Genomic DNA, 24,041 nt, shown 5'->3' with positions numbered 1-24,041 from the left:
CCACGCGGGTTCGCTGGGCAGGAAGTCCGGGACGAGACCGCGCGGGGGCGGGCAGCCAGTGGCGAGAGGTATGTGAAGTGAGGGAGCGGACCGTGTGGGAATTCTCCGACGACCGTGGACAGGTGGCGAGTGCCGGCAGGCGCCCGACGCGGGTCCTCGCCTATGTCCAGGCCGGTGCGACCTTATGGGATCACGGCGTCCGCCCGAGCGGGATATTCGGCTCGGGGCACGACGATCCCGCGGTGCCGGACGCGGCGAAGACCGGATCGCTGCCCCTGGCCGACGTCGCGTACGTCGGGGCGGGCGCCACGCTGGACGTGGACACGCTGCTGAGCGGTGAGCCGGACCTGGTGGTGGCCGTCAGTTACGGCGGCGGCCAGGTCTACGGCCTCGATCCGGAGACGGCCAAGCATCTGGAGGGGCACGTCCCGGTCGTCGTCATCGACGTGGGCCAGGCCCGCACCCTCGCGGAGATCGGTGACCGGTTCGCCGAGCTGGCCCGGTCGCTCGGCGCCGAGGAGCCCGCGGCGGCCACCCAGGAACTGGACGCCGCCCGGGACCGGCTGCGCGCACTCGCCGCGGGCGCGGACAGGGCGAGGGTCCTCGCCCTGTCCCCGGCCGGTCAGGAACAGGCGCATCTGGCCCGCCCCCGCATGTGGCCCGAGCTCCGGGTGCTGGCCGAGCTCGGCGTCGGCCTCGTGGAACCCGCCGAGGGGCCCGGCGCGAACTGGTCCACGGTCGGCTGGGCGCAGGCCGCGGCGCTGCGCCCGGCCGTCGTGCTCGCCGACATCCGGGCCAACGCCACCCCGCTCGACGAGCTTGGGACCAACGAGCGCTGGACGTCGATCGAGCGCTCCGCGCGCGTGGTCGCGTGGAACCCCGAGCCGGTGTGCAGCGCCCGGGCCCATGCGCGGTTCCTGGACCTGGTGGCCGACGCGCTGGAGGCGTAGCCGCGAGGAGCGGCGCGAAGGCGGACAGGTCCGGTTGCCCAGAGGCCGCCCCCGCCCCGCCGATGACCCGTACGGACGTGTGCGATCGCGAGGGCCGCCCCGGTTGGCCAGGCTGGCCGGGAGCGCCCGCGCCCTTACCCGCACACTCCAGGAGCAGGCATGCAGCAGGACAAGCATCCTTCGTACCGCCCCGTCGTCTTCCGTGACCGCTCGGCGGGCTACGCCTTTCTGACCCGGTCCACCGCGTCGAGCGAGCAGACGATCGACTGGGACGACGGCAACAGCTACCCCGTCATCGACGTGGAGATCTCGGCGGAGAGCCACCCGTTCTTCACGGGGAAGGCGCGGGTCGTCGACTCCGAGGGGCAGGTCGCCAAGTTCGAGCGCAGGTACGGCGAGGAGGGCGGCGCCGGCGCCTCCTGACGGGAGGATCGTCGCCCTCGTCGGCGAGTCCGGCAGCGGCAAGTCCACCCTGGCGCGCTGCCTGGCCCGCCTCGAACAACCGACCGCGGGACAGGTCCTGCTGGACGGCGAGGACCTGCTGAGGACTCAGCGGCACCGGGTGTCCCGCGCCTACCGCGGGGCCGTGCAGATGGTGTTCTAGGACCCCTTCGGCTCCCTCAACCCCGTGCACCGCGTCGAGCACTTCCTGCGCCGGGCCCTGCTCGTGCACGGGCGGCCCGCCGGGGCGACGGAACTGCGCGACCTCGTCACCACGGTCGGCCTCACCGAGGACATGCCGGAGTCCTACCCGCACGAACTCTCCGGCGGCCAGCGCCAGCGCGTCGCCGGCGCCCTCGCTGTCGACCCGCGGCTCGTCCTCGCCGACGAACCGACGTCGATGCTCGACGTGTCCGTACGCATCGGCATCCTCAACCTGATGCGACGGCTGCACGACGAGCGCGGCATCTCGATGCTCCACATCACCCACGACCTCGCGTCGGCCCGCCATGTCGCCGACACCACCCAGGTCCTCTTCGCCGGCGAACTCGTCGAGGTCGGCGACCCGCTCGCCCTGATGGACCGCCCCGCCCACCCCTCGCCGCCGCCCACCACCGCATCCACTGGGGCCACGCCACCAGCCGTGACCTGGTCAGCTGGACGGACGAACCCGTCGCCCTGGTCCCCGGCACCGACGGCCCCGACCGGGACGGCTGCTGGTCCGGTGTCCTCGTCGACGACGGAGGCACCCCGACCCTCGTCTGCTCCGGCCGGCACGGGGAACGTGAACTGCCCTGCGTCGCCACCGGATCGCCCGACCTGCGCAACTGGCGCAAGGACCCCGCCAACCCCGTGATCGGCGCCCCGTCCGAGGGCGATCTCACCGCCTTCCGCGACCACTGCGTCTGGCGCGAGAACGGCACCTGGCGCCACCTCGTCGGCTCCGGCATCCGCGGCGTCGGCGGCACCGCGTTCCTGTACGAGTCCGAGGACCTGCGCGACTGGCGCTACGTGGGCCCGCTCCTCACCGGCGACGCGAGCAGGGGAACGGCCGCGGACCTCGACTGGACCGGCACCATGTGGGAGTGCGTCGACCTCTTCCGGATCGACGGCGCGGACATCCTCGCCTTCTCCGCCTGGGACGAGGGCACCACCCACTAGCCGCTCTACTGGACCGGCCGCTACGAGGGCGACACCCACGCCGTCGGAGGCACGGCCCGCATCGTCACGCTGACCGTCCACCGGCTCCGGGACGTGTTCCGGGTGACGGCCGACGACCCGGCCACGCCCGCACTCCCGGCCGGCGGGACCTTCCGCAGCGGCGGGCTCGGTGACCTCACCGTCGTGCCGGCGGGTCACTGGACCACCCCACCGGGGCCGGCCGCACCGGCGTGTTCGACCGGGACTCGACCAGCGTCTCCGGCACCGAGTGCGGCGGCCTGGCACTGACCACACGCCTGCGCTTCGGCGGCCCCGACGGTGCGAGCGGCGCCGGATCGGTGTTCCTGCGCACCACGCCCGACACCGCCGACGGATACGCGGTCAACCTCGATCCGAATCTGCGCACGGTCCGGCTGATGCGCCGGGACGGCGGACGGACGACCGTACTCGCCGAAACGCCGCTGCTGATCCGGACGGGACTGACCCTGGCGCTGCGGACGGTGGCCCGGGGCGGGCGGATCGAGGTGTTCGTCGACGGCCGGCCGGTCCTCGACGTGACCGATACCCGCTATGCGCACGGCAGGATCGGGCTCAATGTGTTCGGAGGCCGTGCCGCCTACCAGGACACCTACGTCACCGCACTCCAGGAGGCCTCACCCTCATGCTCGACAGAATCGACCTGCTGGTCATCGGCGAATGCGTCGCCGACATCGTCCGGCTGCCGGGGGAGGCCGACCGGGTCCACCCGGGCGGCAGCCCGGCCAACGTCGCGTACGGCCTGGCCAGGCTCGGACACGGTGCGACCCTGCTCACCCAGCTCGGGGCGGACGGGAACGGGCGGCTGATCCGGGATCACCTGGCCGGAGCCGGGGTCGACGTCCGTACGGACGGTTCCACCGCCCCCACCCCGTCCGCAGCCGTGACGCTGGACGGCGCGGGCCAGGCCGCGTACACCTTCGAGATCACCTGGACCCTCGGTCCGGTCTCCCCGGACCGGCCGCCCGCACACGTCCACACCGGGTCGATCGCGGCGGTCACCGAACCCGGCGCGGCTGCGGTCGTAGCCGCCGTCGAGTCGCTGCGGGCCGCCGCGACGGTCAGCTACGACCCCAATGTGCGGCCCGAGCTGATGGGGGACCACGAGGCCGCCGTGCGCAAGGTCGAGCTCTGTGTGGCGCTCAGTGATGTGGTCAAGGCGAGCGACGAGGACCTGGAATGGCTGTATCCGGGCCAGGACCCGGTGAAGGTGGCCGAGCGGTGGCTGGCCGGCGGCCCGGCCGTCGTCCTCGTCACCCGGGGCGGCGACGGGGCCTTCGCGGTCCTGCCCGACGGCCGGGTGAGCATCGAGGCGCTGACCACGGAGGTCGTCGACACGGTGGGGGCGGGGGACGCCTTCATGTCCGGCACGCTGCACGCGCTCGCCGCCCACGGACTGCTCGGGCCGGACGGCCGGGAACGGCTGCGGTCGCTGGACCGGGCCACCGTGGCCGACGTCCTGCGGCACGCGGCTGCCTCGGCGGCGGTGACCGTCTCGCGGGCCGGCGCCAACCCGCCCGACGCGGCGGAACTCGGCGCGGCGCTCCGCCGGATGTGAAACACCTCGGTGCCACCGCCCCCCCCACGGGGACGGTGGCACCGCCACGCGACGGGCTTCCACTCGCTCCGGGTCTCGATGACGATCCACGCCGGCCGCCTTGCGTAGCCAGCCGGCCAGCCAGCCAGCCGGCCCGCCAGCCGCGCCTGTGGCACCGGCCTTCACGAGCAGGGCGTCGCGAGCCGGAGCAGGCGACGCTGCTCCGCCTTGCGGCGCACCGCATCCGACGTCGTGCGCCGTGACGCTGCTCCGCCTTGCGGCGCACCGCATCCGACGTCGTGCGCTGATCCACGCCGATCCATCAGGGAGTGCGGGACGGCCCTCAGGAACCGCCTGCCACCCGCCCGTCACCCGGCTCCGCCAGGTGCGGAGTGCTGTCGTCGTCTAGGAACTCGACGACGGCCAGGGCGAACAGGGCACACAGCGCGATCCACACCGTGACCAGGCCGGTCGGCCGGTCCCACGCCACCAGCACCGCGACGGCCACCACGACCACGGTCCAGTTCAGCGGCCGCCTGGCCCGGTGCACCCACCTGCCGACCGGACCGCCAGTGAAACCTGCCGCGTCCCGTACGGCCCCGATGCCGCCGCTCCACATCGCCATGACCCGGGTCGCGGCGCGGCCGCCGCCGGTGAGCCAGGCCGCGAGCGCCACCACCGCACCGACGGTCACCACCAGCCGGGCCCCGGCGCGCAGATATCCCGCCAGCGCGTCGAAGACCGCCCCCGCGGCCGGCTGCGAGACGTCGGAGGGAAGACTGTCGAGATAGAAGGCGCGCCCCGCCCACAGCCCGAGCGCGAGCAGGGCGGCACCCGCAGCGGCCGCGAGCGCGGCGGTGACCAGGGCCCGTCGCCGGCGCACCGCGAGCAGTACCCCGCCCGCTGCCAGCACCAGCGTGAACACGGGAAGCCAGAATCCGAGGAGTTCGAGCGCCCGGAACGCCTGCTTGGCCTTGCCGACCGAGTCCGAGGTCAGGACCGTGAAGTCGGTGTGGATCTCCGGGATCTTCTCGGCGACCGTCAGACCGCGGTCGACGAGGCGCTGCTTCACCCGGTCGATGACGGGGGCGAGGTCCAGCGTGACGGTGTCGTCGGTCAGCTTCACCGCGCCGCCGCCCTCGCCCGTCAGCGCCTTCACGACGGAGGCGTGCGCCTGCCGGTTGAGGTCACTCCACAGCCGCTCGAAGGCGTCGCTGGTCACGAACTTCTCGACGGTCCCGTGCACGAAGTTCGTGACACCCGTGGTCAGCGGGCCGCCGAGCTTCTCGAGGGCCTTGTCGACGACCGGCCGGTCGGCGGGAGCCACGTCCGCCAGCAGCGCGTCGATGTCCAGGTGGGTCATGACGGCGGTGGTCACGCGGTCGGTCACCGCCGCCTGCACATGGGGGTCGGAGGCCAGCGGATCCATCATCGCCACATAGCGGTCCGTGTCCCCGGCGACGTCGCTCGCCCAGCTCGACACGATGCTGAGCGGTGTCAGCACGGCCGCCACCAGGATCAGCAGGACCGCGAAGAACGAACGGAGCCGCAGCCTGTGCCGGGCCGGGGTACGGGCCTCCAACTGGGCCACCCGTACCCGAAGGGCTTCCAGTTCGGCGTGCTCGTCCGGCGCGGCCGACCGGCCGGGATCGCGTTCCATGACCCCAAGGGGATGTCCTGGCCGACCGCGGAGCACGGTGGGTTGCTGCATACAGGTGATGGGCGGGGGCCGGTACGGTGTCGTCGGGGCCATGCCGGGCGAGGACGAGTCGGCCTGGACACCGATCGTGGGGGTGTCCTGGGCGTTTTCTGATCGTTTGTTCTTCTATGACCACTATTTTCGACGGCGTCGGCCCCTCGGGAGCCCGAACCGGGCCGGTCGCCGACCTGCTCACCACAGCGCTCCTCGGTCCGGACGCCCGCCGCGAGCACGGCTTCTGGCGCCGGCTCGTCACCACAGAACCGTTCCGCCGGCCGCTCTGGCCGCCTCCCGGCCCCACCCCCGACGAGCGGCTCGCCCTCGCCCACGCACGGCTGCGCACACTCAACAGTGCGCTGGACAGTGCCGCCAGGCCGGCCTCCGATCCACGCGCCCTTGCCGCCATGCACGAATGGCTCGCCCCTGTGGACCCGGCCCTCGCCACCGTTGCGGGCATTCATTACAACCTTTTCCTCGGAAGCCTTCTCGACCACGACGCCGACGGCACCCGCGACCTGTCGGAGTTCCTCCGGCTGCGACGGATCGGCACATTCCTCTGTACGGAGGTGGCGCACGGCAACGACGCCGCCGCCGTCGAGACCACCGCCACCTTCGACCCCGCCCGGGACGGGTTCGTGCTCCACACCCCGCACGCCGGTGCACAGAAGTTCATGCCCAACACCAGTCCGGCGGGCGGCCCCAAGTCGGGGCTCGTCGCCGCCCGGCTGATCGTCGGGGGTGCCGACCACGGAGTCTTCCTGCTGCTGGTGCCGCTCACCGATGCGTCCCGGGCCCTGCCGGGGATCCGGGTGCGCCGGCTTCCCGCACGGATGGGCAGTCCCGTCGACCACTGCCTGACCTCCTTCGACCAGGTCTTCGTAGGGCGAGAGGCGCTGCTCGGCGGCGTACAGGGGCGGGTCGGCGAGGACGGGGTGTTCCGCAGCGACACCGAGGGGCGCAGGCGCCGCTTTCTCGCGTCGATCGGACGGGTCACCGCGGGCCGGATCTGCATGAGCGCCAGCGCGGTGGGGTCCGCACGCGCCACGCTGGCCGTCGCCGTCCGCTACGGCGGCCACCGTTTCGTCTCCGGTGGCCGCCCGTCGCCGCCCGTCCCGGTGATCGCACACCGCAGCCACCACGGGCCGCTCGCCGAGGCCATGGCGACCGTCTTCGCGATGAGCCTGCTGCACCGGAGGGTCCTCGACCGCTGGGAAGAGGCGGCGGCAGGACCGCCGGCCGGCCGGGAGGCGGCCGAGCGGCTGGTCGACGTGGCCAAGGGGTGGATCACGTGGCAGGCCCGGTCCGTCATCGTCGAATGCCGGGAACGGTGCGGCGCCCAGGGGCTGCTGGAGAACAACGGGATGGCCGAACTCGTCACCGGCGTCGAGGGCGCCATCACCGCCGAGGGGGACAATCTGGCCATCCACTCCAGGGCGGCCGCCGGCCTGCTCTTCGAGGCCGCACGGGACCCGGACGAAGAGCCGGCGGCCGCTGCGCCGGGCGGCGACCTCACCGATCTGCGCTTCCTGGGCCGGCTTCTGGACCAGGTGGAGCGCATCTGGTTCGCGCGGGCGGCCGCCCGGATGGCGCGGGTCCCGCACGGCAACCCGCTGGAGCGCTGGAACGAGGCGTCCGGGACCGCTCTGCGGGGGGTCGAGGCGCATGCGTACCGGCAGGCGGCCCACGCGTACGAGCACGCGCTCGCGGCTCTGCCCGGCGGCGAGGCCCGCGAGCGGCTGGGCGAACTGGCCCGGCTGTTCGCGCTGCGCTGGGTCGCGCGCAACAGCGGGGATCTGCTGGCCGCCGGCCATCTGACCGCCGGTCAGGTCGAGGGGCTGACCGATGTCACCGAGCAGCTGATCGCAGCCGTGAGCGGTCATCTGCCGGAACTCGCCGAGTCCTTCGCGTTGCCCGGCGAACTGCTCGCCGACTGGCCCATCGCGGGAGCCCGCTACACGGACGCCTACGACGACCCGGGCGCCTCCTGGCACACCGCTGCGGACCGGGAACCTGCCGGGGGCGCGCGATGACGGACACACCGCAGGGAGCCGCAGCGCTGCCGCACCGGGCGGCGGACGCGGTCCGGTGCCTGGGCGTCCGCGTCGTCCTGCTGGGCTTCTGGGGGACCGCGGCCCTGCTCTCGCGGTGGTGCGAGGGTGCACGCACCATCGGTGGCGAATCGGTTCACCGCAAGGCCTGACCGGAGCGAGGCCGCCCCGGCACTCGGGCGTCGGGCGGGCGCTCGGGGCGGCGTGCGCGGCGCGCGCACGCAGCCCGGCCCCGACCGCCCGTCCGCCCACCGCTCGTGCCCGGGCGCACCGCCGCTGAGCTGCGCAGAGGCACGTGGTAGCGTGCCGGGAGCCAGTCGAACTCCACGTAGGGGTCAGGGAATCCGGTGCGAATCCGGAACTGACGCGCAGCGGTGAGGGGGACGGGCGGGGCCACAGCCACTGGGAGACCCACGGTTTCCCGGGAAGGCGTCCCGTCCGCGTGAACCCGAGTCCGAAGACCTGCTGGCACCCGCGGTCCGGGACCGGATCGCGGAACTCCGTACAGCGGGTCCCGCGCATGGGCCCAGAGACGACGAGGTACTCCGTGCCGCCCATAGCCGGCCCCGCCCGCACCGCTGCCCTGCTCACTGCCGGACTGATCCTGCTGACCGCCTGCGGCGGCGGGAAGGGCAGTACCGCCGCCAAGGCCCGGGGAGCCGACGGCTATCCGGTGACCCTGAAGAACTGCGGACGGACCGTCACCGTGGAGGCAGCTCCGAAGCGCGCCGTGCCGGTCGACCAGGGATCGACCGAGATCCTGCTCTCGCTCGGCCTCGCGGACCGGCTCGCCGCCACCGCCACCTGGACCGACCCCGTGCTGAAGGGCTTGGAGAAGGCCAACGCAGGCATCCCGAGGATCTCCGACAACCGGCCCTCGTCGGAGAAGGTCCTGGATCAGGAGCCCGACTTCGTCAGCGCCTCCTTCGAGTCGACGCTCGCCAAGGGAGGCGTCGCCCCACGGGAGCAGTTCGAGAAGCTCGGCGTCCCCACCTACGTCTCACCCGCCGACTGCACCGCCAAGGACAACAGCAAGGACGGTGACGGTGTCCGCACGGGCGCCCTGACCATGGACAGCGTCTACGGCGAAGTGCGGGACCTGGCCAAGGTGTTCGGCGTTCCGGAGCGCGGCGAGAAGCTTGTTGCCGAGCTGCGTGCCCGGGTGCGCAAGGCGACCGGGGGCATCGATGCCTCCGGGGCCTCCCTGATGTACTGGTTCGCCAACTCCGAGGCCCCCTACCTGGCCGGCTGCTGCGGAGCACCCGGCATCATCACCCGGGAGACCGGTGCGAAGAACGCCTTCGACGACACCCACGAGGAATGGCCCCAGATCAACTGGGAGACCGTCGCCGACCGCAACCCGGACGTGCTGGTCATCGGCGACCTGACGCGCAAGTCGCAGACCGCCGAGAGCGCCACGAAGAAGATCGCCTTCCTGGAGTCCAACCCCGCCACGAAGAACATGGACGCCGTCCGGCACAAGCGCTACGTGCTGCTCAGTGGCCAGGCCATGAACCCGACCATCCGGACCGTCGAGGGCGTGGAGCGCGTGGCCGCCGGCCTGCGTAGCTTCGGGCTCGCGAGGTGACGGACACCGAACGGGCGGCGGCACCGCACGAGGACGCGCGTGTGCAGGGCCGGCCCGACATCCGGGGTGTCCGTGGCCTCCCGGGTGTACGGGGCCTCCTGGGCGTCCGGGGCCTCGGGGGCGGACTCCTGTGGGCCGGCGGGATCCTGCTGCTCGTCCTGTCCGTCGCGGTCGCCGTCACCATCGGCCCCGCCCGGATCTCCGTCGCCGACGTCTGGTCCACGGTCGCCTCCCACCTCGGTGCCGGTGAGTCGCGGCTCAGCCCGATCCGCGACGGCATCATCTGGAACCTGCGCATGCCGCGCACCCTTCTCGCCGCCGTCTGCGGCGCGGGGCTCGCGGTCTGTGGCACCGTCATGCAGTCCCTGCTGCGCAACCCGCTCGCCGACCCGTTCGTCCTCGGGGTCTCCTCCGGGGCCTCGACCGGCGCGGTCGTCGTCGTCGTTCTCGGCGTCGGCGGGGGAGCGGTCTCCCTGTCGGCCGGGGCGTTCATCGGGGCGCTCTGCTCATTCGCCCTCGTCATGCTGCTCAGCCACACCCTCGGTGGCAGCACCGACCGCGTCGTGCTGTCCGGCGTCGCGGCCATGCAGCTCTTCTCCGCGCTCACCTCCTTCGTCGTGATGACCGCCGCCGATGCCGAGCAGACCCGCGGGGTGCTGTTCTGGCTGCTGGGCTCACTCGGCGGCGTCGGCTGGAGCGACGTGTGGATCTGCTCCGCCGTGCTCGCAGTGACGCTGCTGATCTGTCTCGGCCACGCCCGTACGCTCGACGCCTTCGCCTTCGGCCAGGACGCGGCAGCCACCCTCGGCGTCCACGTCGGCCGTACCCGGATCGTGCTGCTGTGCACGACCGCGCTGCTGACCGCCGCACTCGTCAGCTCGGCCGGTGCCATCGGGTTCGTCGGACTGGTGCTGCCGCACGCGGCCCGTGCGCTCACCGGTTCCGGGCACCGCAGGCTGCTGCCGGTCACCGCGCTAGCCGGGGCCGTCTTCCTGGTGTGGGTCGACACCCTCGCCCGGACCGTCCTGGACCCGCAGGAGGTTCCGGTGGGAGTCGTCACCGCCCTGATCGGGGTACCCGCCTTCGTGCTGGTTCTCTACCGCACCCGGCGGGCCTCGTGACCCCGGCCCACCCCGGCGGCCTGCGGGCCGACCGGGTCAGCAGGGAGGCGGGCGGCCGGCTCATCCTGGACGGTGTCTCGCTCGCCCCGCCGCCGGGCGCCACCATCGGACTGATCGGCCCGAACGGTTCCGGGAAGTCCACCCTGCTGCGGATCCTGGCCGGAGTCCTGGCCCCGGACGCGGGCGTGGTCACCCTCGACGACGATCCGCTGGCGGCCGTCGGGCGCCGCACCGTGGCCAGACGGGTCGCGGTGGTCGACCAGCACGCCGTCACGCAGGTCGAGCTGAGCGTCGTGGACGTCGTACGCCTGGGCCGCATCCCGCACCGCCGTGCCTGGTCGGCGCCGGGGGCTGCGGACGAGACGGCGGTGCGTGAGGCGCTGGAGCGGACCGGCCTCGCCGGACGCCGCGACCAGTCCTGGCACACACTCTCCGGCGGGGAGCGCCAGCGCGTCCAGATCGCCCGCGCGCTGGCCCAGCAGCCGCGTGAACTGCTCCTGGACGAGCCGACCAACCATCTGGACATCCAGCACCAGCTGGAACTCCTGTCCCTGGTCACGTCGTTGCCGCTGACCGCCGTCGTCGCCCTGCACGACCTCAACCTGGCCGCGATGTTCTGTGACCGGATCGTGGTGATGAACGAGGGACGGGTGGTCGCGGGCGGCAGCCCGGCAGAGGTGATCACCGAGGAGCTCATCGCCGATGTCTACCGGGTGTCCGCCGTCGTGACACCGGACGGCCCGCAGGGGCGGCCCTCGGTCCGCTTTCGTCCGGAGCGGGCCTGACTTACGCAGCGGGTCTCAGCGGGCCCGACTCCCGGAGCCGGCCCGACCAGGGAGCGGGCCCGACTCCACGCGGCGGTCCGGGTGCCTGTGACGTCGAACGCGAGGGCGGCCCCTCGTGCGTGCGGCGGTCCGGGTGCTCCGTGCCGTGGTGGACCGCGAGGGGCGGACCCCCGTGCGGGGCCCGCCCCTCGCAGGTGCGGTACGGCCGTGCGGCGCGGTACGCGGGGAGTCAACGGCGACGTCCCTGACCGGATTCACCGCCCATGTCCCTGCCACCCATGTCCTTGCCGCTCTTGGTGGCGCCGTCCGCGTAGTCGATCTGTTCCTTGCGCAGTTCGGCGGAGACTTCCTTCTGTTCGGTCACCTTCTTCGTTTCCATCCGCACCCGCTCGACCGGCACGGTCTCCTTGCGCATCGTGGCGCGTTCGGCGTGCAGGGTGACCTCCACGTCCTGCTCGCTGATGTCGGCCCGGCCGGTCTTGTCGCCCGGCCGGAGCGGTTCCCGGACCACGCGTACCTCTTCGTGCGACACGGGCACGGTCCGGGTGACGTTCTCGGTGACGACGTACTTGTGCAGGCGGGCCTTTCCGGCTTCGTACTCCTCGGTGCCGATGTGGAGCTGTTCCTCGGAGCGGATCATCTCGTCCTTGCCACCGAGGTCGGCGGTGGAGCGTTCGGTGCCCGCCCCGGCTCCGACCAGTGGACGGGACGTGCCCGAGGTCTCGGTGTCGCGGTGCCTGCCGGTCCCGGTGCCCGCGCCCGTCGTGCCGGCCGATGTGGTCCGGTCGGTCGTGCGCCCCGTGCCCGCGGCACCCATCGCCCCTGCCCCGGCTGCCGCTCCGGCTCCGGCTCCGGCCGCGCCCATGGTGCCCGTGCCGGTCGTCGTCGGTGCGTCGGCACTCGTGGTGCCGCCGGTCCCGGCACGGTCGGCCATGTTGGCCTTCGCGTTCCGGTTCAGGCCGTAGTGCCGGTAGAGCTCCTCCTCCTCGGAGACGGACAGATGGGCGTCCGCGTCCACCCGGGGGGCTTCCTTGACACGGTCCTTCGGATGCGAGATGTGCAGGTCGGAGCCCACGCGACGGGCTCCGGCGAGGGGCACGAAACTCTCCTTCATACCGAACAGGCCGGTCTTCACCGTGATCCAGTCCGGTCGGCCGGTGTTGTCGTCGACATACACCCGCCCCACGTTGCCGATCTTCTCGCCCTCGGTGTCGTACACGGTCAGGCCGTCGAGCTCTCCGGAATCCGTGAAACCGTCAGCGGCTCCCATAACCGGTTCCTCCTCGCCCGGGCGCGTCCTGTGGGTGGGTCCAGCAGGGGAGGCGCGTCCGGATTCCATCGCGCCTCACCCGGATGGACGCTGCAACCGCCCGGCCGTCGGAGGCCGGGTGCCGCACCCGCCCGACGTCGGTGCAGGCCCCGTGCGATGCCGGTGAGGGACCGCCGCCCCGACTAGGCCAATCGAGTGAACGGGGCCGCGGGGCGCCCCTCGGCCCCGTTCCCGGAAGAGGGCCGCCGGCGCCGTATCGCGTGACACGCCCACCGGGCTCCACGCACCCGTCCGCAACCGCCCCTGAACAGGAGGTTCCCGCCGCCGGGCGAATTTCCGGGAAACCCTTGACACCCGCTGGACGCAGCCGCATCCTTTCGCCAGAAATCGCAACGGCGTTGCGATTTCCGCACCGACAGGCCGGTAGACCGACAGGCAGCAGACAGGCCGACAGATCGACAGGCCGACACCGACAGACAGAACCGGCAGACGGAACGACGTGGACGAAGGAGGCCCGGCCCCATGGCTGAGCACGGCACGGACACCACCAACCCGGCACCGGCCGGACAGCAGGCCCCCGGCGTGCTGCAGACCGTGGACCGGGCTCTGCTCGTGCTGCTCACCTTCACCGAGCAGCGGCCCGAGTGGGGCGTCAGCGAACTGGCCCGGCACCACGGCTGGGACAAGGCGGTCGTCCAGCGCCTGCTCACCACCCTGAGCGCGCGCGGCTTCCTGCTCTGCGACGACAGCAGCCGCCGCTACCGCCCGGGTCCTGCCCTGTCCCGACTGGCCCGAGTCAGCGAGCACAGCGGAGTGCTGTCCTCGATCTCCCGGCCGATACTCGCCCGGCTGCTCCGCGAGACCGGCGAGAGCGTCGTCCTCAACGTCCCGCACGGCGGCAGCTACCGCTGCGAGGCCGCCGTCGACGGCACCGGACCCGTCCGCTACACGGCGATCATCGGCGCGGTCATGCCCGGCCACGCCGGAGCGTCCGGGCACACCCTCTTCGCGTACCACCCCGAACGCGAGATCCGGCAGATGTTCGGCGCCACCGGACTGACGCGCTTCAACGACCGCACCATCACGGACCTGGACGCACTGCTCGCCTGCTACGCACAGGTCCGCGCCGACGGGTACTGCATCAGCCACGGTGAGTACGACGAAGCCGTGACCGCGGTATCCGCCCCCGTCTTCCAGGGAGACGGGGTCCCCGCCTCCCTCACCGTCATCGGCCCCTCCCACCGTGTGGACCGGGCCGCCGAATCCCTCGTGACGCAGGTACGCGCCGGAGCGGCGGAGATCACCGCCGCCCTCGGCGGCTGAGCCCGCACCTCGTACGGACCCGCCCCACCGCGGCCGCTCCGCGCCGCCGGCCTGCCCCGGGCCCCGCCCGCCGGGTGTCCCGCCGGGGCCACCGACCTCCCAGCCCTGCTCACCGAAGGGGGTGCCTCATGGCGCACCACGTCTCCGCGCCGCACCCTGCCCCGCCGCCGCCAGGTCCCGACGAGACCCGTTCGCACCCGAGGGTGATGGAACCCGTCCTGCTGGTCATCCTGGTGGTGCTCTCCGCCGTGGGAGCCGTCATCGGCATCGACCTGGTCTCGAAGCTGGGCATCTCCGCCAACACCTCCGTGGTCGGCGCACTCGTCGCCATGCTGATCGGACGCATTCCGCTCGGCTTCCTGCGCCGGATGCGCTCCGTGCACCGGCAGAACCTCGCCCAGAGCGCCATCTCCGCCGCGACCTTCGCCTCGGCGAACGCTCTGCTGACATCCGTCGCGGTGCCGTACGTCTTCGGCCGCAAGGACCTGGTGTGGCCGATGCTCGCGGGTGCCTTCATCGGCCTCGTCGTGGACGCCTGGGTGCTCTACCGGGCCTTCGGCTCCCGGCTGCTGCCCGCCGACGCCGCCTGGCCGCCCGGAACCGCCGCCGCGGAGACCATCAAGGCCGGCGACCGGGGAGGACGCCGTGCCCTGGTCCTGGCCGGCGGAACCGCGGTCGGACTCGCCGGAACCCTCTTCAGCCTGCCGCTCTCCGCGGCAGGTGTGGCCTTCCTCGGCAATGTGTGGGCGCTGATGATGTTCGGCATCGGCCTGATGCTGCGCCAGTACAGCCCCGACATCCTCCACACCGATCTCGGCGCCGGCTACATCCCGCACGGCGTCATGGTCGGCGCCGGAATCGTGGCACTCGGCCAGGCCGTCCACCTGCTCATGGGCCGGCGCGAACGCAAGCGGAACGAGGCCGCCGCCGAGGCTTCGAGCGTCGCGACCGTCCGGGACACGGACCCGAGCACCGCCTGCACCGTCGACGAGCGTGCCCTGCGCCTCTCCCTGATCCGCGGCTACGCGCTGTTCACCGGGGGCGCCGTCGTCCTCGCCGTCCTCGGCGGACTGATCGGCGACATGAGCCCGCTCGGCATCGTCGGCTGGGTGCTGTTCGCCGCCTTCGCGGCTCTGGTCCACGAACTGATCGTCGGCCTCGCCGCCATGCAGTCCGGCTGGTTCCCGTCCTTCGCCGTCACACTGATCTTCCTCATCCTGGGCCTCGCCATCGGCATCCCGTCCGTGCCGCTCGCCCTGCTCGTCGGGTACGTCTCGGCCACCGGACCCGCCTTCGCCGACATGGGCTACGACCTCAAGGCCGGCTGGCTGCTGCGACGCGAGCACCGCCCCTGGGACCCCTTCGAGCGCGAGGGCCGCCGCCAGCAGTTCCTGGCCGCCCTCATCGGATTCGCCGTCGCCCTGGCCGTCGTCGCCCTCGCCTGGCGCTCCTACTTCGGACAGGGCCTCATCCCGCCCGTCGCCAAGGTGTACGCCGACACCATCAAGAGCGGGCTCAGCGACCCGGACGCGGTACGCACCATGCTGCTCTGGGCCATCCCTGGCGCCGCCATCCAACTGCTGGGCGGCACTCGCCGGCAGATGGGCGTCATGCTCGCCACCGGTCTGCTCATCCTCACCCCGCAGGCCTGCTGGCTGGTCCTCGGCGCCCTCGTCGTCCGGGTCGGCTACCGGAAGCTGCGCGGTCCCGCCGCCGACGAGGAACTCAACCTGGTCGGTGCCGGACTGATCGCGGGCAGCTCGCTCGGCGACTCGGCCCAGATCCTCAAGGCCTGACGGCCGGCCACCCCCTGAACCACATTCCGTACCACCGCACCACTCAGCACCACCCGCTCGGCAAGGAGAACCCCCCCCCGTGGACATGTACAGCAGGCTCGAACCGCGCCCCGAGTACCTCAGCTTCGAACTCGCCCTGGCCGCCCGCAAGCTCGTCGAGGAGGTCATGCTCGTCAAGCGCGGCGAGCACGTCGTCCTCACCGGCGACACCAGCAGCGACCGCCGTGTCATCGAGGCCACCGCCCAGGCCGTCGCCGCCGCCGGCGCCCACCCCGTGGTCGTCTGGTACGAGACGCTGCCCGGCGCCTCGATGGAGCCGCCCAGGCCCGTGGCCGGAGCCATCGCCGACGCCGACGTGTGGATCGAGTTCGCCGTCTCGTACCTGATGCACTCCAACGCCTTCCGCGCCGCCATGGCCAACGGCTGCCGCTACACCAACCTGACCGCGATGGACGTCCAGATGCTGGTCGCCACCGTCGGCCGCCCCGACTTCCAGGGCGTCATACGGCTCGGCAAGGCGCTGGTCGCCCTCCTGGAGGCCGCCGACGAGGTCCGGATCACCTCGGCCAACGGCACCGACCTGGTCGGCCGCAACGGTGACCGGCCGATCAACCTGCGCGGCAAGCCCGCCGAGAAGCCCGGCGAGACCGTGATGCTCTCCGGCCAGATCTCCTGGAACCCCCTCGAAGAGACCCAGGACGGCGTACTCGTCTTCGACGGCGCCCTGTGGCCGCCGGACGAGATCGGTCTGCTGCGCTCCCCGGTCCGCTGCACCGTCGAGAAGGGCGTCGTCACCAAGATCGAGGGCGGCGCCGACGCGGACACCTTCCGCCGCTGGATGGAGTCCTTCGACGACCCGAACATGTTCCGCGTCGCGCACTGGTCGCTCGGCTTCAACCCCGGTGTCCTCGCTCCGACCGGCCGCATCGTCGAGGACGAGCGCGTCTTCGGCTGCGTGGAGCTCGGCATCGGCACCAAGGGCGCGTGGATCGGCGGCGAGCCGTGGGTCGCCGCCGCCCACACCGACGGCAGCGTCCTCGGCCCGTCCATCTACCTGGACGGCGTCGCCATCGAGGAGAACGGGCGATACGTGCACCCCGAGCTCGTCGAGATCTGCCGCGACCTGGGCGTCGCCGGCTACTGACCCGGAAACCCCGCCGGCCGCCCCGCCCGCGACCCCGTGGCCGGGCCCGCGCCACCCCTGGTGCGGGCCCGGCCACCGCCCGTGAAACCGTTCTGCCGCCGCGAGTTGCGCGACGTAAGAGGAGCACCATGTCCACCCCCGCCCCCGCCTCCTACCGCCACGGCGGCCTGGTCTGCACCGATCACACCCTCGACGTACCGCTCGACCACCACGCCCCGGACGGCCCCGCCATCGGCCTGTTCGCCCGCGAGGTCGTCGCCGAGGGCCGCGAGCACGAGGACCTGCCCCGGCTCCTCTGGCTCCAGGGCGGCCCCGGCGGCCGCGCCGAGCGCCCCAACGCCTCCGGCGCCTGGCTGCGCCGCGCCCTCGTCGACCACCGGGTCGTCCTGCTGGACCAGCGCGGCACCGGCCGCTCCACCCCGGCCGACCGGGTCACCCTGGCCCGCTTCGGCACGGATTCCCGCGCCGCAGCCGGTTACCTCGCACACTTCCGTGCCGACTCCATCGTTCGCGACGCGGAACTCCTGCGCCGCCACCTCCAGGGCGACCAGCCGTGGAGCGTCCTCGGACAGAGCTTCGGCGGCTTCACCACCCTCACCTATCTCAGCCTCGCCCCCGAGGGCCTCACCCAGGCCTACATCACCGGCGGGCTGCCGACCCTGACCGGTCACGCCGACGACGTCTACCGTGCCGCCTACGCCCGCACCCTCGCCCACAACGAGCGCTACTTCACGCGCTACCCCGGTGACCAGGCCCTCGCCGACGCCGTCGCCGCACACCTGGACACGCACGACGTCCGCATGCCGACCGGCGAACGCCTCACCGTGCGCCGCTTCCAGACCCTCGGCATCACGTTCGGCACCGCGGCCAAGTTCGACTCGCTCCACTACCTCCTGGAGACGGCGTTCACCGACGGAGCCGACGGCCCGGCTCTCACCGACACCTTCCTGCGGGGCGTCGACGCTGCCGTGTCCTTCGCCGAACGGCCTCTGTACGCCGCGCTCCACGAGCCGATCTACGCCCAGGGCGGCCGCCCCACCGACTGGTCCGCCCACCGGATCCGCCAGGAGTTCCCCGCCTTCGACGCCACAGCCGGTGGCCCTCTCCGGTTCACCGGCGAGATGGTCTACCCCTGGCAGTTCGAGGAGGACCCCGCGCTCGTTCCACTGCGCGGCGCCGCCGAGGCGCTCGCCGCCCGTACTGACTGGTCCGCCCTCTACGACCTGGACCGGCTCGCCGCCAACGAGGTCCCCGTCGTCGCCGCCGTCTACCACGACGACATGTACGTGGACCGGGAGCACGCCCTGACCACCGCCGGCGCCGTACGCGGACTGCGCACCTGGGTCACCGACGCCTACGCCCACGACGGCGTCCGGGCCGACGCCGCCGTACTGGACCGGCTGATCGCCATGGCCCGCGGCGAAGCCTGACCCCTCGCGGCGCCGGACCCGCGGCAACGGGCAGGGCGCCCCCTGGGGAGCCCTGCCCCGGCGCCTATGATCGACGGGTCCGACGCCGACCGCCGTCCAGCCGCACCACCGGGGGTACCCCATCCGTTCCGTACGCATCCGGCTGCCCGAACAGCGCGGTGAGCTGCTGGCCCGGCGCGAGGACGGTCTGGAGCTGCACCATCTCGTGTGGCGGCTCGGGCCCGGGTGGCGGGTGTGCAGCAGCGCCGTGCTCGGCGGCGGCATCGGTCCGCGTCACTGGATCCTCAACGCCCAGGTACCAGGCGGCTATCCGCGCATGGATCCCGACCGGCACCTTGCCGAGATCGCCGCGGCCGAACGGCTCAGCGGTCCCGGCGCCGGACTGATGACGGCCGCCGACGTCACCGCGTACACCGTCGCCGCCGAGGAGGGCGTCACCGCGACCGCCACCTGCGGCCTCGGGGTGCGCGGCTGGGCGGCGGTTCCCGCCGAAGGCACCGAGGGGCCGCCCCGGCCGGGGACGGTCAACATCGTCGTCACGCTTCCCGTTCCCCTGTCCGACGCCGCACTCGTCAACGCCGTCGCCACCGCCACCGAAGCCAAGGTGCAGGCCCTCCTCGACGCCGGACTCGACTGCTCCGGCACGCCCACCGACTCCGTCTGCATTGCCGCCCCTGCCCCGGACGCAACCGGGGGCGAGCCGTTCGCAGGGCCCCGGTCGCGCTGGGGCGCACGACTCGCCAGAGCCGTGCACGCTGCCGTTCTCGACGGCGCGCTCCGGCAATCCTGAGCACACGAAGCGCCGCGATACGGATTCCGCGCGGCCGACGAAGGGAAACGCACTCATGACCGCAGAACCCGAAGCAGCAACGGTGCGGCCGGTCGTCGCCGTGCTCGGCACCGGAATCATGGGTTCGGGGATGGCCCGCAGCCTGCTGCGGGCCGGGCTCGACGTCCGCGTCTGGAACCGCACGCACGCCAGAGCGGTCCCGCTCGCCGCCGACGGCGCCACGGTCGCCGATACCGCGGCCGAAGCCGTGCGCGGGGCGGACGTCGTGCTCACCGTGCTCAACGACAGCACCGCCGTCGCCGCCGCGCTCACCGCGGCGTCCGACGGGGTGCACCGCGGCCAGGTCCTCCTGCAGAGCTCCACCGTCGGGCCGGAGGCCACTGCGGAGCTGGCGCAACGTGCCGTGGACCTCGGCCTCGTCTACCTCGACGCGCCGGTCTCCGGCACCAGGCAGCCCGCGGAGCAGGGCACGCTGACCGTCTTCGTCTCCGGTCCCTCCGCCGCACGCGCGGTGACCGGTCCCGTGCTCGACGCCATCGGTCAGCGCACCGTCTGGGTGGCGGAGGAGCCGGGAGCCGCCTCGCGGCTCAAGCTCGTGGTCAACACCTGGGTGATCAACATGGTGGGCGGCGTCGCGGAATGCCTCAACCTCGCCGAGGGACTGGGCGTGGACCCTCAGTCGTTCCTCGACGTCATGAAGGGCGGGCCGCTCGACTCCGCCTATCTGCACGGCAAGTCCGCCGCGGTCCTGTCCGGGGACCTCACCCCGAGCTTCGCCGTGTCCACGGCCCTCAAGGACACCCGTCTGATTCTCGACGCCGCCGAACGCTCCGGTGTCCGGCTGGACCTGACCGAGGCCTCGGCCGCCCGCTTCGAGCGCGCCGAAGCGGCGGGCCACGGCGACGAGGACATGATCGCCACCTACTACGCAGGCCGGCCCGCCGAGAAGGACGGGGCCTGACCTCTGTCCTCCCGCCGGGGGCCGGAGCGAACTGACGCTCCGGCCCCCGGCCCCTGCCGTACCGTCAGACGACCTGTACCTCGTGCCGGACCACCGCGTCGAACAGGTAGCCCTGCGTGTTGTGGGCGGCGGTCTCCGGCTGAGTGCGGCCCGAGCGGTCCGTCGCCCGTGCCAGCAGAACGGCCGGTCCCCGGTCCTTCGGCAGCCAGTCGGCCGACCAGCGCACCCAGCTCCCGCTCCGGGGCTCGTCGCGCAGCCGTGCACGACGCCACCGCACGCCCCCGTCGGTGCTGACCTCGACCGTACGCACGGGCGCTCCGCCCGACCACGACCGCCCCGTCAGAACCTGGCGCCGGCGGGCCGGGAACGTCGCGTCGGGCGTCAGCTCGAAGGCGCTCTTCAGCGTCTGGCGGGTCAGAGGTGCGCTGCCCTCCGCCGGGTAGCCGGGGCCGAAGAGCCGGTAGAGACCGGTGTTCCACGGGGAGACCAGCGGCTGGGCGCTCACCTCGATGTCGCCGATCCACTTGATGTTCGCGATCCCGATCCAGGACGGCACGATCAGCCGCACCGGATAGCCGTGGTCGGGCGGCAGCGGTTCGCCGTTCATCTCGTACGCGAGCAGGACGTCGTCCAGTGCCTTGGCCACCGGAAGCGGCCTGCGCACATGTCCGAGATTGATTCCGTCGCTGATCACCTCGTCGTCCAGACCGCGCGGCAGCACGTCGACCGCGTGCCGGGCGATGCCCGCGCGGTGCAGCACGTCGACCAGCCGCACCCCGCGCCAGCGGGCCGTGCCGATCGCCCCCAGGGTCCAGGCGGTCCCGCTGACCTGCTGGCCCTGCTGCGTGCTGTAGTAACTGCGGGCGTTGCCCGCGCACTCGACGAACGAGGTACGGGTGACGGAGGGCAGAGCCCGCAGCTCGTCGTACGTGAACTCCACCGCCGGGCCCTTCAGCCCGTCACCCCATATCTTCAGCCGCCAGGTGGACGCGTCGATCCGCGGAGTGACGGTGTGGTTGCGCACGAAGAAGCGGTCGGCCGGTGTGAGCAGCCCGGTGTCGCGCAGCGCCGCGAAGTTCGTCTCCGCGTTGGTACCGCGGACCGTGAACACCTCGGGCGGCAGCGGCTTCACGATGCCCGGGGCGGCGGAAGCGGTCCCGGACGCCGCGTGCGCGGGAGCGGCGAGCCCGGCCAGTGGGCCCGCCACCGAAGCCGCGGCGACCAGCCGGAGCAGGTCACGGCGCTCGATCCCCGCGGAGCGTGCGGCGCCGCGCGACCACTGGCGCAGCCGCATTCCGTCGTAGGCGGCCTCGGACGGCGGAACGGATCTCATGGACATCTCCAGGGGCTGGTGGATGGGGACGGCAAGGATGGATTCAGCGGTCCGGCTCCGGCTCCGGCTCCGGCTTCCGCCGAGCGGCCGGCAGCAACTCCCTCACGAGCGCGCCCACCTGACCCGTCTCGATCAGGAAGCCGTCGTGGCCGTGGGGGGACTCCACGGTCCTGACCCGGTCGGCCCCGGGTAACAGCGCGGCCAGCTCCGCCTGCTGGGCGGGCGGATAGAGCCGGTCGGAGTCGATCGCGGCGACGAGCGCGGGCATGGCGGCCCGGCGCAGCGCCCGAGGCACACCACCACGTCCACGCCCGACATCGTGCCCGTTCATCGCCGCGGTCAGGGTCACATAGCTGCCCGCGTCGAATCGGTGCGTCAATTTGGCCGCGTGATGGTCGAGATACGACTCCACCCGGTACCGTCCGCCGTGCCACGGCTGCTCACCCGGCTGCGGCTCACCGCCGAACCGGGCGGCGAGCTCCGGCTCACTGCGGTAGGTGACATGGGCGATCCTGCGCGCCAGACCGAGGCCGCGATGCGGCCCCTCGCCGGGGGCGGAGTCGTGGTAGTGACCGCCGCGCCACCCCGGGTCGGAGCGGATCGCGGAGATCTGCAGCGATCCCCAGGCGATCTGCTCCGCCGACGCCGCGACGGGCGCGGCCAGCACCAGTAGTGCTCCGGTACGCTCCGGCAGGCCCACCGCCCATTCGAGAGCGCGCATGCCGCCCATCGATCCGCCGATCACCGCCGCCCATCGCCCGATGCCGAGCGCGTCGGCCAGCAGTGCCTCGGCGGCGACCTGGTCACGGACTGTCAGATACGGGAAGTCGCCGCCCCAGTGCGCCCCTTCGGGCCGTCGGGAGGACGGACCGGTGCTGCCCTGGCAGCCGCCGAGCACGTTCGGCGCGACGACGAACCACCGGTCGGTGTCCAGCGCCCGGCCGGGACCGACCAGCGCGTCCCACCAGCCCGCCGTGGGGTGCCCGGGCTCCGCCGCCCCGGCCACATGGCTGTCGCCGGTCAGGGCGTGCAGCACCAGCACGGCGTTGGAGCCGTCGGGTGCCGGGCGGCCCCACGTCTCGTACGCCAGCCGGACACCCGGCAGCATGCCGCCGGACTCCAGGGACAGCGGCCGCGCGGGCCGGAACCAGGAGCGGCGGCCGGGCGGGTCCCCCTCCCGCCGGCCTCCGGTGGCCGGCGGGAGGGGGAGTGCGAGAGAGGGGGCGGTCCGGTTCAGGACGCCGCCTTCGCGGCCCGGAACCCCGCGTCCAGGTCCGCCTTGAGGTCGTCCACGTTCTCCAGCCCCACGGAGAGACGGACCAGCCCGGCGGTGGCCCCGGTGGCGGCCAGCTGCTCCTCGGTCAGCTGGCTGTGCGTGGTCGAAGCCGGATGGATGATCAGGCTCCGTACGTCACCGATGTTGGCGAGGTGGCTGAAGAGCTCGACCGCGTCCACGAACCGCTTTCCCGCCTCCACCCCGTCGCGCAGTTCGAAGGCGAGCACCGCTCCTGCGCCGCGCGGCAGGTAACGGCGCCCCGCCTCGTACCACTTGCTCGACCTGAGGCCCGCGTAGTGGACGGCCGAGACCTCGTCGCGCCCTTCCAGCCATTCGGCCAGCGCCAGGGCGTTCGCGGTGTGCCGTTCCAGTCGCAGGCTCAACGTCTCCACCCCCTGCAACAGCAGGAACGCGGAGTGCGGGGAGAGCGCCGGGCCGAGATCGCGCAGCAGCTGGACCCGCAGTTTGACCGCGAAGGCGCTGGGTCCGAGGTCCGGCCAGTAGCGCAGGCCGTGATAGCTCGGGTCGGGGGAGCTGAAGTCCGGGAACCGTTCGGCGTGCGCCCCGAAGTCGAACGTACCGGCGTCGACCACCACACCGCCGATCGTGGTGCCGTGGCCGCCGAGGAACTTCGTCGCCGAATGGATGACGACGTCGGCGCCGTGCTCGATCGGACGCAGTAGGAACGGGGTGGGCACCGTGTTGTCCACGATCAGGGGTACCCCGGAGGCGTGTGCCGCTTCGGCGACCGCCCGGATGTCGAGGACGTCGCCGCGCGGGTTGCCCAGCGTCTCCGCGAACAGCGCCTTCGTGTTCGGCCGGATCGCCGCCGTCCACGCCTCGATGTCGTCCGGGTCGTCGACGAACGACACCTCGATGCCGAACCGGGGGAGCGTGTGACGCAGCAGGTTGTACGTGCCGCCGTACAGCGAGGTGGACGAGACGATGTGGTCGCCCGCACCGGCCAGCGTCAGCAGGGCAAGGGTCTCGGCCGCCTGCCCGGAGGCGAGCGCCACTGCGGCGACTCCGCCTTCCAGGGCGGCGATCCGCTGCTCCAGCACGTCCTGGGTGGGGTTGTGGATCCGGGTGTAGATATTGCCGGGCTCGGCCAGCGAGAACAGGTCCGCGGCGTGCTGGGTGTCGCGGAAGACGAACGAGGTCGTCTGGTAGATCGGCACCGCGCGGGCACCGGTCGCCACGTCGGGCGCGGCCCCCGAGTGGATCTGCTTGGTCTCGAAGGACCAGGCGGCAGAGGGTTCCTGACGGTCGGTGTCCTCGGGGGTGTGGCCTGCGGTGACGGAGTCGACGGGCTGGCTCATGGTGGTCCTCTGCGGTTCTCGGTACGGAGGGGG

The 24,041-nt window shown here is 72.7% G+C and carries 20 protein-coding genes, 1 pseudogene and 1 riboswitch; of the genes and pseudogenes, 16 read left to right on the top strand and 5 right to left on the bottom strand.

All coding sequences use genetic code 11. The annotated features are described in order from the left end of the window. The first annotated feature begins 77 nt into the window (after positions 1–77). From ABT025_RS04570 to ABT025_RS04550, 5 genes and pseudogenes are all read left to right on the top strand, one after another. Positions 78–950 carry an ABC transporter substrate-binding protein gene (locus ABT025_RS04570; RefSeq protein ID WP_350989757.1) on the top strand — a complete coding sequence of 291 codons (873 nt, stop codon included), beginning with the start codon at positions 78–80 and terminating at the stop codon, positions 948–950. Between the two features lie 159 nt (positions 951–1,109). After that, positions 1,110–1,373 carry a type B 50S ribosomal protein L31 gene (locus ABT025_RS04565; RefSeq protein WP_350989755.1) on the top strand — a complete coding sequence of 88 codons (264 nt, stop codon included), beginning with the start codon at positions 1,110–1,112 and terminating at the stop codon, positions 1,371–1,373. A gap of 7 nt (positions 1,374–1,380) precedes the next feature. Continuing rightward, positions 1,381–1,779, top strand: a pseudogene (locus tag ABT025_RS04560) (ATP-binding cassette domain-containing protein); the annotation flags it as partial. A gap of 230 nt (positions 1,780–2,009) precedes the next feature. Then, positions 2,010–2,552, top strand: a complete 543-nt coding sequence (locus ABT025_RS04555) for a glycoside hydrolase family 32 protein (RefSeq protein WP_350989829.1) — start codon at positions 2,010–2,012, stop codon at positions 2,550–2,552. Between the two features lie 661 nt (positions 2,553–3,213). Then, positions 3,214–4,146, top strand: coding sequence for a carbohydrate kinase family protein (locus ABT025_RS04550; RefSeq protein WP_350989752.1), 933 nt, complete (start codon positions 3,214–3,216; stop codon positions 4,144–4,146). Positions 4,147–4,468: 322 nt separating this feature from the next. On the opposite strand, the gene ABT025_RS04545 is transcribed toward ABT025_RS04550, so the two are convergent. Next, positions 4,469–5,785: a hypothetical protein gene (locus ABT025_RS04545; RefSeq protein WP_350989749.1), complete on the bottom strand. Its 1,317-nt coding sequence runs from the start codon at positions 5,783–5,785 to the stop codon at positions 4,469–4,471. Positions 5,786–5,952: 167 nt separating this feature from the next. Between ABT025_RS04545 and ABT025_RS04540 the strand changes: the two genes are divergently transcribed. From ABT025_RS04540 to ABT025_RS04520, 5 genes are all read left to right on the top strand, one after another. After that, positions 5,953–7,854 (top strand): acyl-CoA dehydrogenase family protein, encoded by a 1,902-nt coding sequence (locus ABT025_RS04540; protein ID WP_350989747.1) that lies wholly within the window; start codon positions 5,953–5,955, stop codon positions 7,852–7,854. After that, positions 7,851–8,024, top strand: a complete 174-nt coding sequence (locus ABT025_RS04535; RefSeq protein WP_350989745.1) for a hypothetical protein — start codon at positions 7,851–7,853, stop codon at positions 8,022–8,024. Before ABT025_RS04540 ends, ABT025_RS04535 begins: the two co-directional genes overlap by 4 nt. A 145-nt stretch (positions 8,025–8,169) precedes the next feature. Continuing rightward, a riboswitch (cobalamin riboswitch) is annotated at positions 8,170–8,356 on the top strand. 63 nt (positions 8,357–8,419) lie between these two features. Further along, complete coding sequence (locus ABT025_RS04530) at positions 8,420–9,460, top strand: ABC transporter substrate-binding protein (RefSeq protein ID WP_350989743.1); 1,041 nt, start codon at positions 8,420–8,422, stop codon at positions 9,458–9,460. A 98-nt stretch (positions 9,461–9,558) separates the two neighbouring features. Continuing rightward, complete coding sequence (locus ABT025_RS04525; RefSeq protein ID WP_350989827.1) at positions 9,559–10,581, top strand: FecCD family ABC transporter permease; 1,023 nt, start codon at positions 9,559–9,561, stop codon at positions 10,579–10,581. Next, complete coding sequence (locus ABT025_RS04520; RefSeq protein WP_350989741.1) at positions 10,578–11,366, top strand: ABC transporter ATP-binding protein; 789 nt, start codon at positions 10,578–10,580, stop codon at positions 11,364–11,366. The genes ABT025_RS04525 and ABT025_RS04520 overlap by 4 nt, the downstream gene beginning before the upstream one ends. A 229-nt stretch (positions 11,367–11,595) precedes the next feature. On the opposite strand, the gene ABT025_RS04515 is transcribed toward ABT025_RS04520, so the two are convergent. After that, entirely contained in the window at positions 11,596–12,636 is a 1,041-nt protein-coding gene (locus tag ABT025_RS04515; RefSeq protein WP_350989739.1) for a PRC and DUF2382 domain-containing protein, read from the bottom strand. Positions 12,637–13,158: 522 nt separating this feature from the next. Here ABT025_RS04515 and ABT025_RS04510 point away from each other — a divergent pair. From ABT025_RS04510 to ABT025_RS04485, 6 genes are all read left to right on the top strand, one after another. After that, positions 13,159–13,959, top strand: coding sequence for an IclR family transcriptional regulator (locus ABT025_RS04510; RefSeq protein WP_350989737.1), 801 nt, complete (start codon positions 13,159–13,161; stop codon positions 13,957–13,959). 128 nt (positions 13,960–14,087) lie between these two features. Further along, positions 14,088–15,755, top strand: coding sequence for an OPT/YSL family transporter (locus tag ABT025_RS04505; protein ID WP_350989735.1), 1,668 nt, complete (start codon positions 14,088–14,090; stop codon positions 15,753–15,755). 85 nt (positions 15,756–15,840) lie between these two features. Then, positions 15,841–16,899 carry a 2,5-dihydroxypyridine 5,6-dioxygenase NicX family protein gene (locus tag ABT025_RS04500; RefSeq protein WP_350989825.1) on the top strand — a complete coding sequence of 353 codons (1,059 nt, stop codon included), beginning with the start codon at positions 15,841–15,843 and terminating at the stop codon, positions 16,897–16,899. 128 nt (positions 16,900–17,027) lie between these two features. After that, a complete protein-coding gene (locus ABT025_RS04495) occupies positions 17,028–18,329 on the top strand; it encodes an alpha/beta fold hydrolase (protein ID WP_350989733.1) in 1,302 nt (433 codons plus the stop codon). A gap of 136 nt (positions 18,330–18,465) precedes the next feature. Beyond that, positions 18,466–19,119, top strand: coding sequence for an adenosylcobinamide amidohydrolase (locus ABT025_RS04490; protein WP_350989823.1), 654 nt, complete (start codon positions 18,466–18,468; stop codon positions 19,117–19,119). A 55-nt stretch (positions 19,120–19,174) separates the two neighbouring features. Then, complete coding sequence (locus ABT025_RS04485; protein ID WP_350989731.1) at positions 19,175–20,080, top strand: NAD(P)-dependent oxidoreductase; 906 nt, start codon at positions 19,175–19,177, stop codon at positions 20,078–20,080. Between the two features lie 64 nt (positions 20,081–20,144). On the opposite strand, the gene ABT025_RS04480 is transcribed toward ABT025_RS04485, so the two are convergent. Genes ABT025_RS04480 through ABT025_RS04470 form a run of 3 tightly spaced genes read right to left on the bottom strand, consistent with a single transcriptional unit; the run spans position 20,145 to position 24,008 of the window. Then, positions 20,145–21,413 carry a sulfite oxidase gene (locus tag ABT025_RS04480; RefSeq protein ID WP_350989729.1) on the bottom strand — a complete coding sequence of 423 codons (1,269 nt, stop codon included), beginning with the start codon at positions 21,411–21,413 and terminating at the stop codon, positions 20,145–20,147. Between the two features lie 43 nt (positions 21,414–21,456). Next, positions 21,457–22,650, bottom strand: a complete 1,194-nt coding sequence (gene metX, locus ABT025_RS04475) for a homoserine O-acetyltransferase MetX (protein ID WP_350989821.1) — start codon at positions 22,648–22,650, stop codon at positions 21,457–21,459. Next, the gene (locus tag ABT025_RS04470; RefSeq protein ID WP_350989727.1) at positions 22,647–24,008 is read right to left on the bottom strand and encodes a bifunctional o-acetylhomoserine/o-acetylserine sulfhydrylase; all 1,362 of its coding nucleotides are present in this window, start codon (positions 24,006–24,008) and stop codon (positions 22,647–22,649) included. The genes metX and ABT025_RS04470 overlap by 4 nt, the downstream gene beginning before the upstream one ends. Positions 24,009–24,041 lie beyond the last annotated feature (33 nt).

This window comes from Streptomyces sp. NPDC002809, assembly GCF_040295435.1.
Taxonomy (GTDB): Bacteria; Actinomycetota; Actinomycetes; order Streptomycetales; family Streptomycetaceae; genus Streptomyces.
The sequence above is the reverse complement of the archived record's forward strand: the minus strand, read 5'-3'. Positions and strand labels throughout refer to the sequence as shown.

Excerpts from the sequence above, each read along its gene's own strand:
- ABT025_RS04535 (WP_350989745.1), top strand. The coding sequence starts at position 7,851 with ATGACGGACACACCGCAGGGAGCCGCAGCGCTGCCGCACCGGGCGGCG.
- ABT025_RS04510 (WP_350989737.1), top strand. The coding sequence starts at position 13,159 with ATGGCTGAGCACGGCACGGACACCACCAACCCGGCACCGGCCGGACAG.
- ABT025_RS04505 (WP_350989735.1), top strand. The coding sequence starts at position 14,088 with ATGGCGCACCACGTCTCCGCGCCGCACCCTGCCCCGCCGCCGCCAGGT.
- ABT025_RS04515 (WP_350989739.1), bottom strand. The coding sequence starts at position 12,636 with ATGGGAGCCGCTGACGGTTTCACGGATTCCGGAGAGCTCGACGGCCTG.
- ABT025_RS04550 (WP_350989752.1), top strand. The coding sequence starts at position 3,214 with ATGCTCGACAGAATCGACCTGCTGGTCATCGGCGAATGCGTCGCCGAC.
- ABT025_RS04540 (WP_350989747.1), top strand. The coding sequence starts at position 5,953 with ATGACCACTATTTTCGACGGCGTCGGCCCCTCGGGAGCCCGAACCGGG.
- ABT025_RS04480 (WP_350989729.1), bottom strand. The coding sequence starts at position 21,413 with ATGAGATCCGTTCCGCCGTCCGAGGCCGCCTACGACGGAATGCGGCTG.
- ABT025_RS04495 (WP_350989733.1), top strand. The coding sequence starts at position 17,028 with ATGTCCACCCCCGCCCCCGCCTCCTACCGCCACGGCGGCCTGGTCTGC.
- ABT025_RS04565 (WP_350989755.1), top strand. The coding sequence starts at position 1,110 with ATGCAGCAGGACAAGCATCCTTCGTACCGCCCCGTCGTCTTCCGTGAC.
- ABT025_RS04485 (WP_350989731.1), top strand. The coding sequence starts at position 19,175 with ATGACCGCAGAACCCGAAGCAGCAACGGTGCGGCCGGTCGTCGCCGTG.
- ABT025_RS04470 (WP_350989727.1), bottom strand. The coding sequence starts at position 24,008 with ATGAGCCAGCCCGTCGACTCCGTCACCGCAGGCCACACCCCCGAGGAC.
- ABT025_RS04545 (WP_350989749.1), bottom strand. The coding sequence starts at position 5,785 with ATGGAACGCGATCCCGGCCGGTCGGCCGCGCCGGACGAGCACGCCGAA.
- ABT025_RS04500 (WP_350989825.1), top strand. The coding sequence starts at position 15,841 with ATGTACAGCAGGCTCGAACCGCGCCCCGAGTACCTCAGCTTCGAACTC.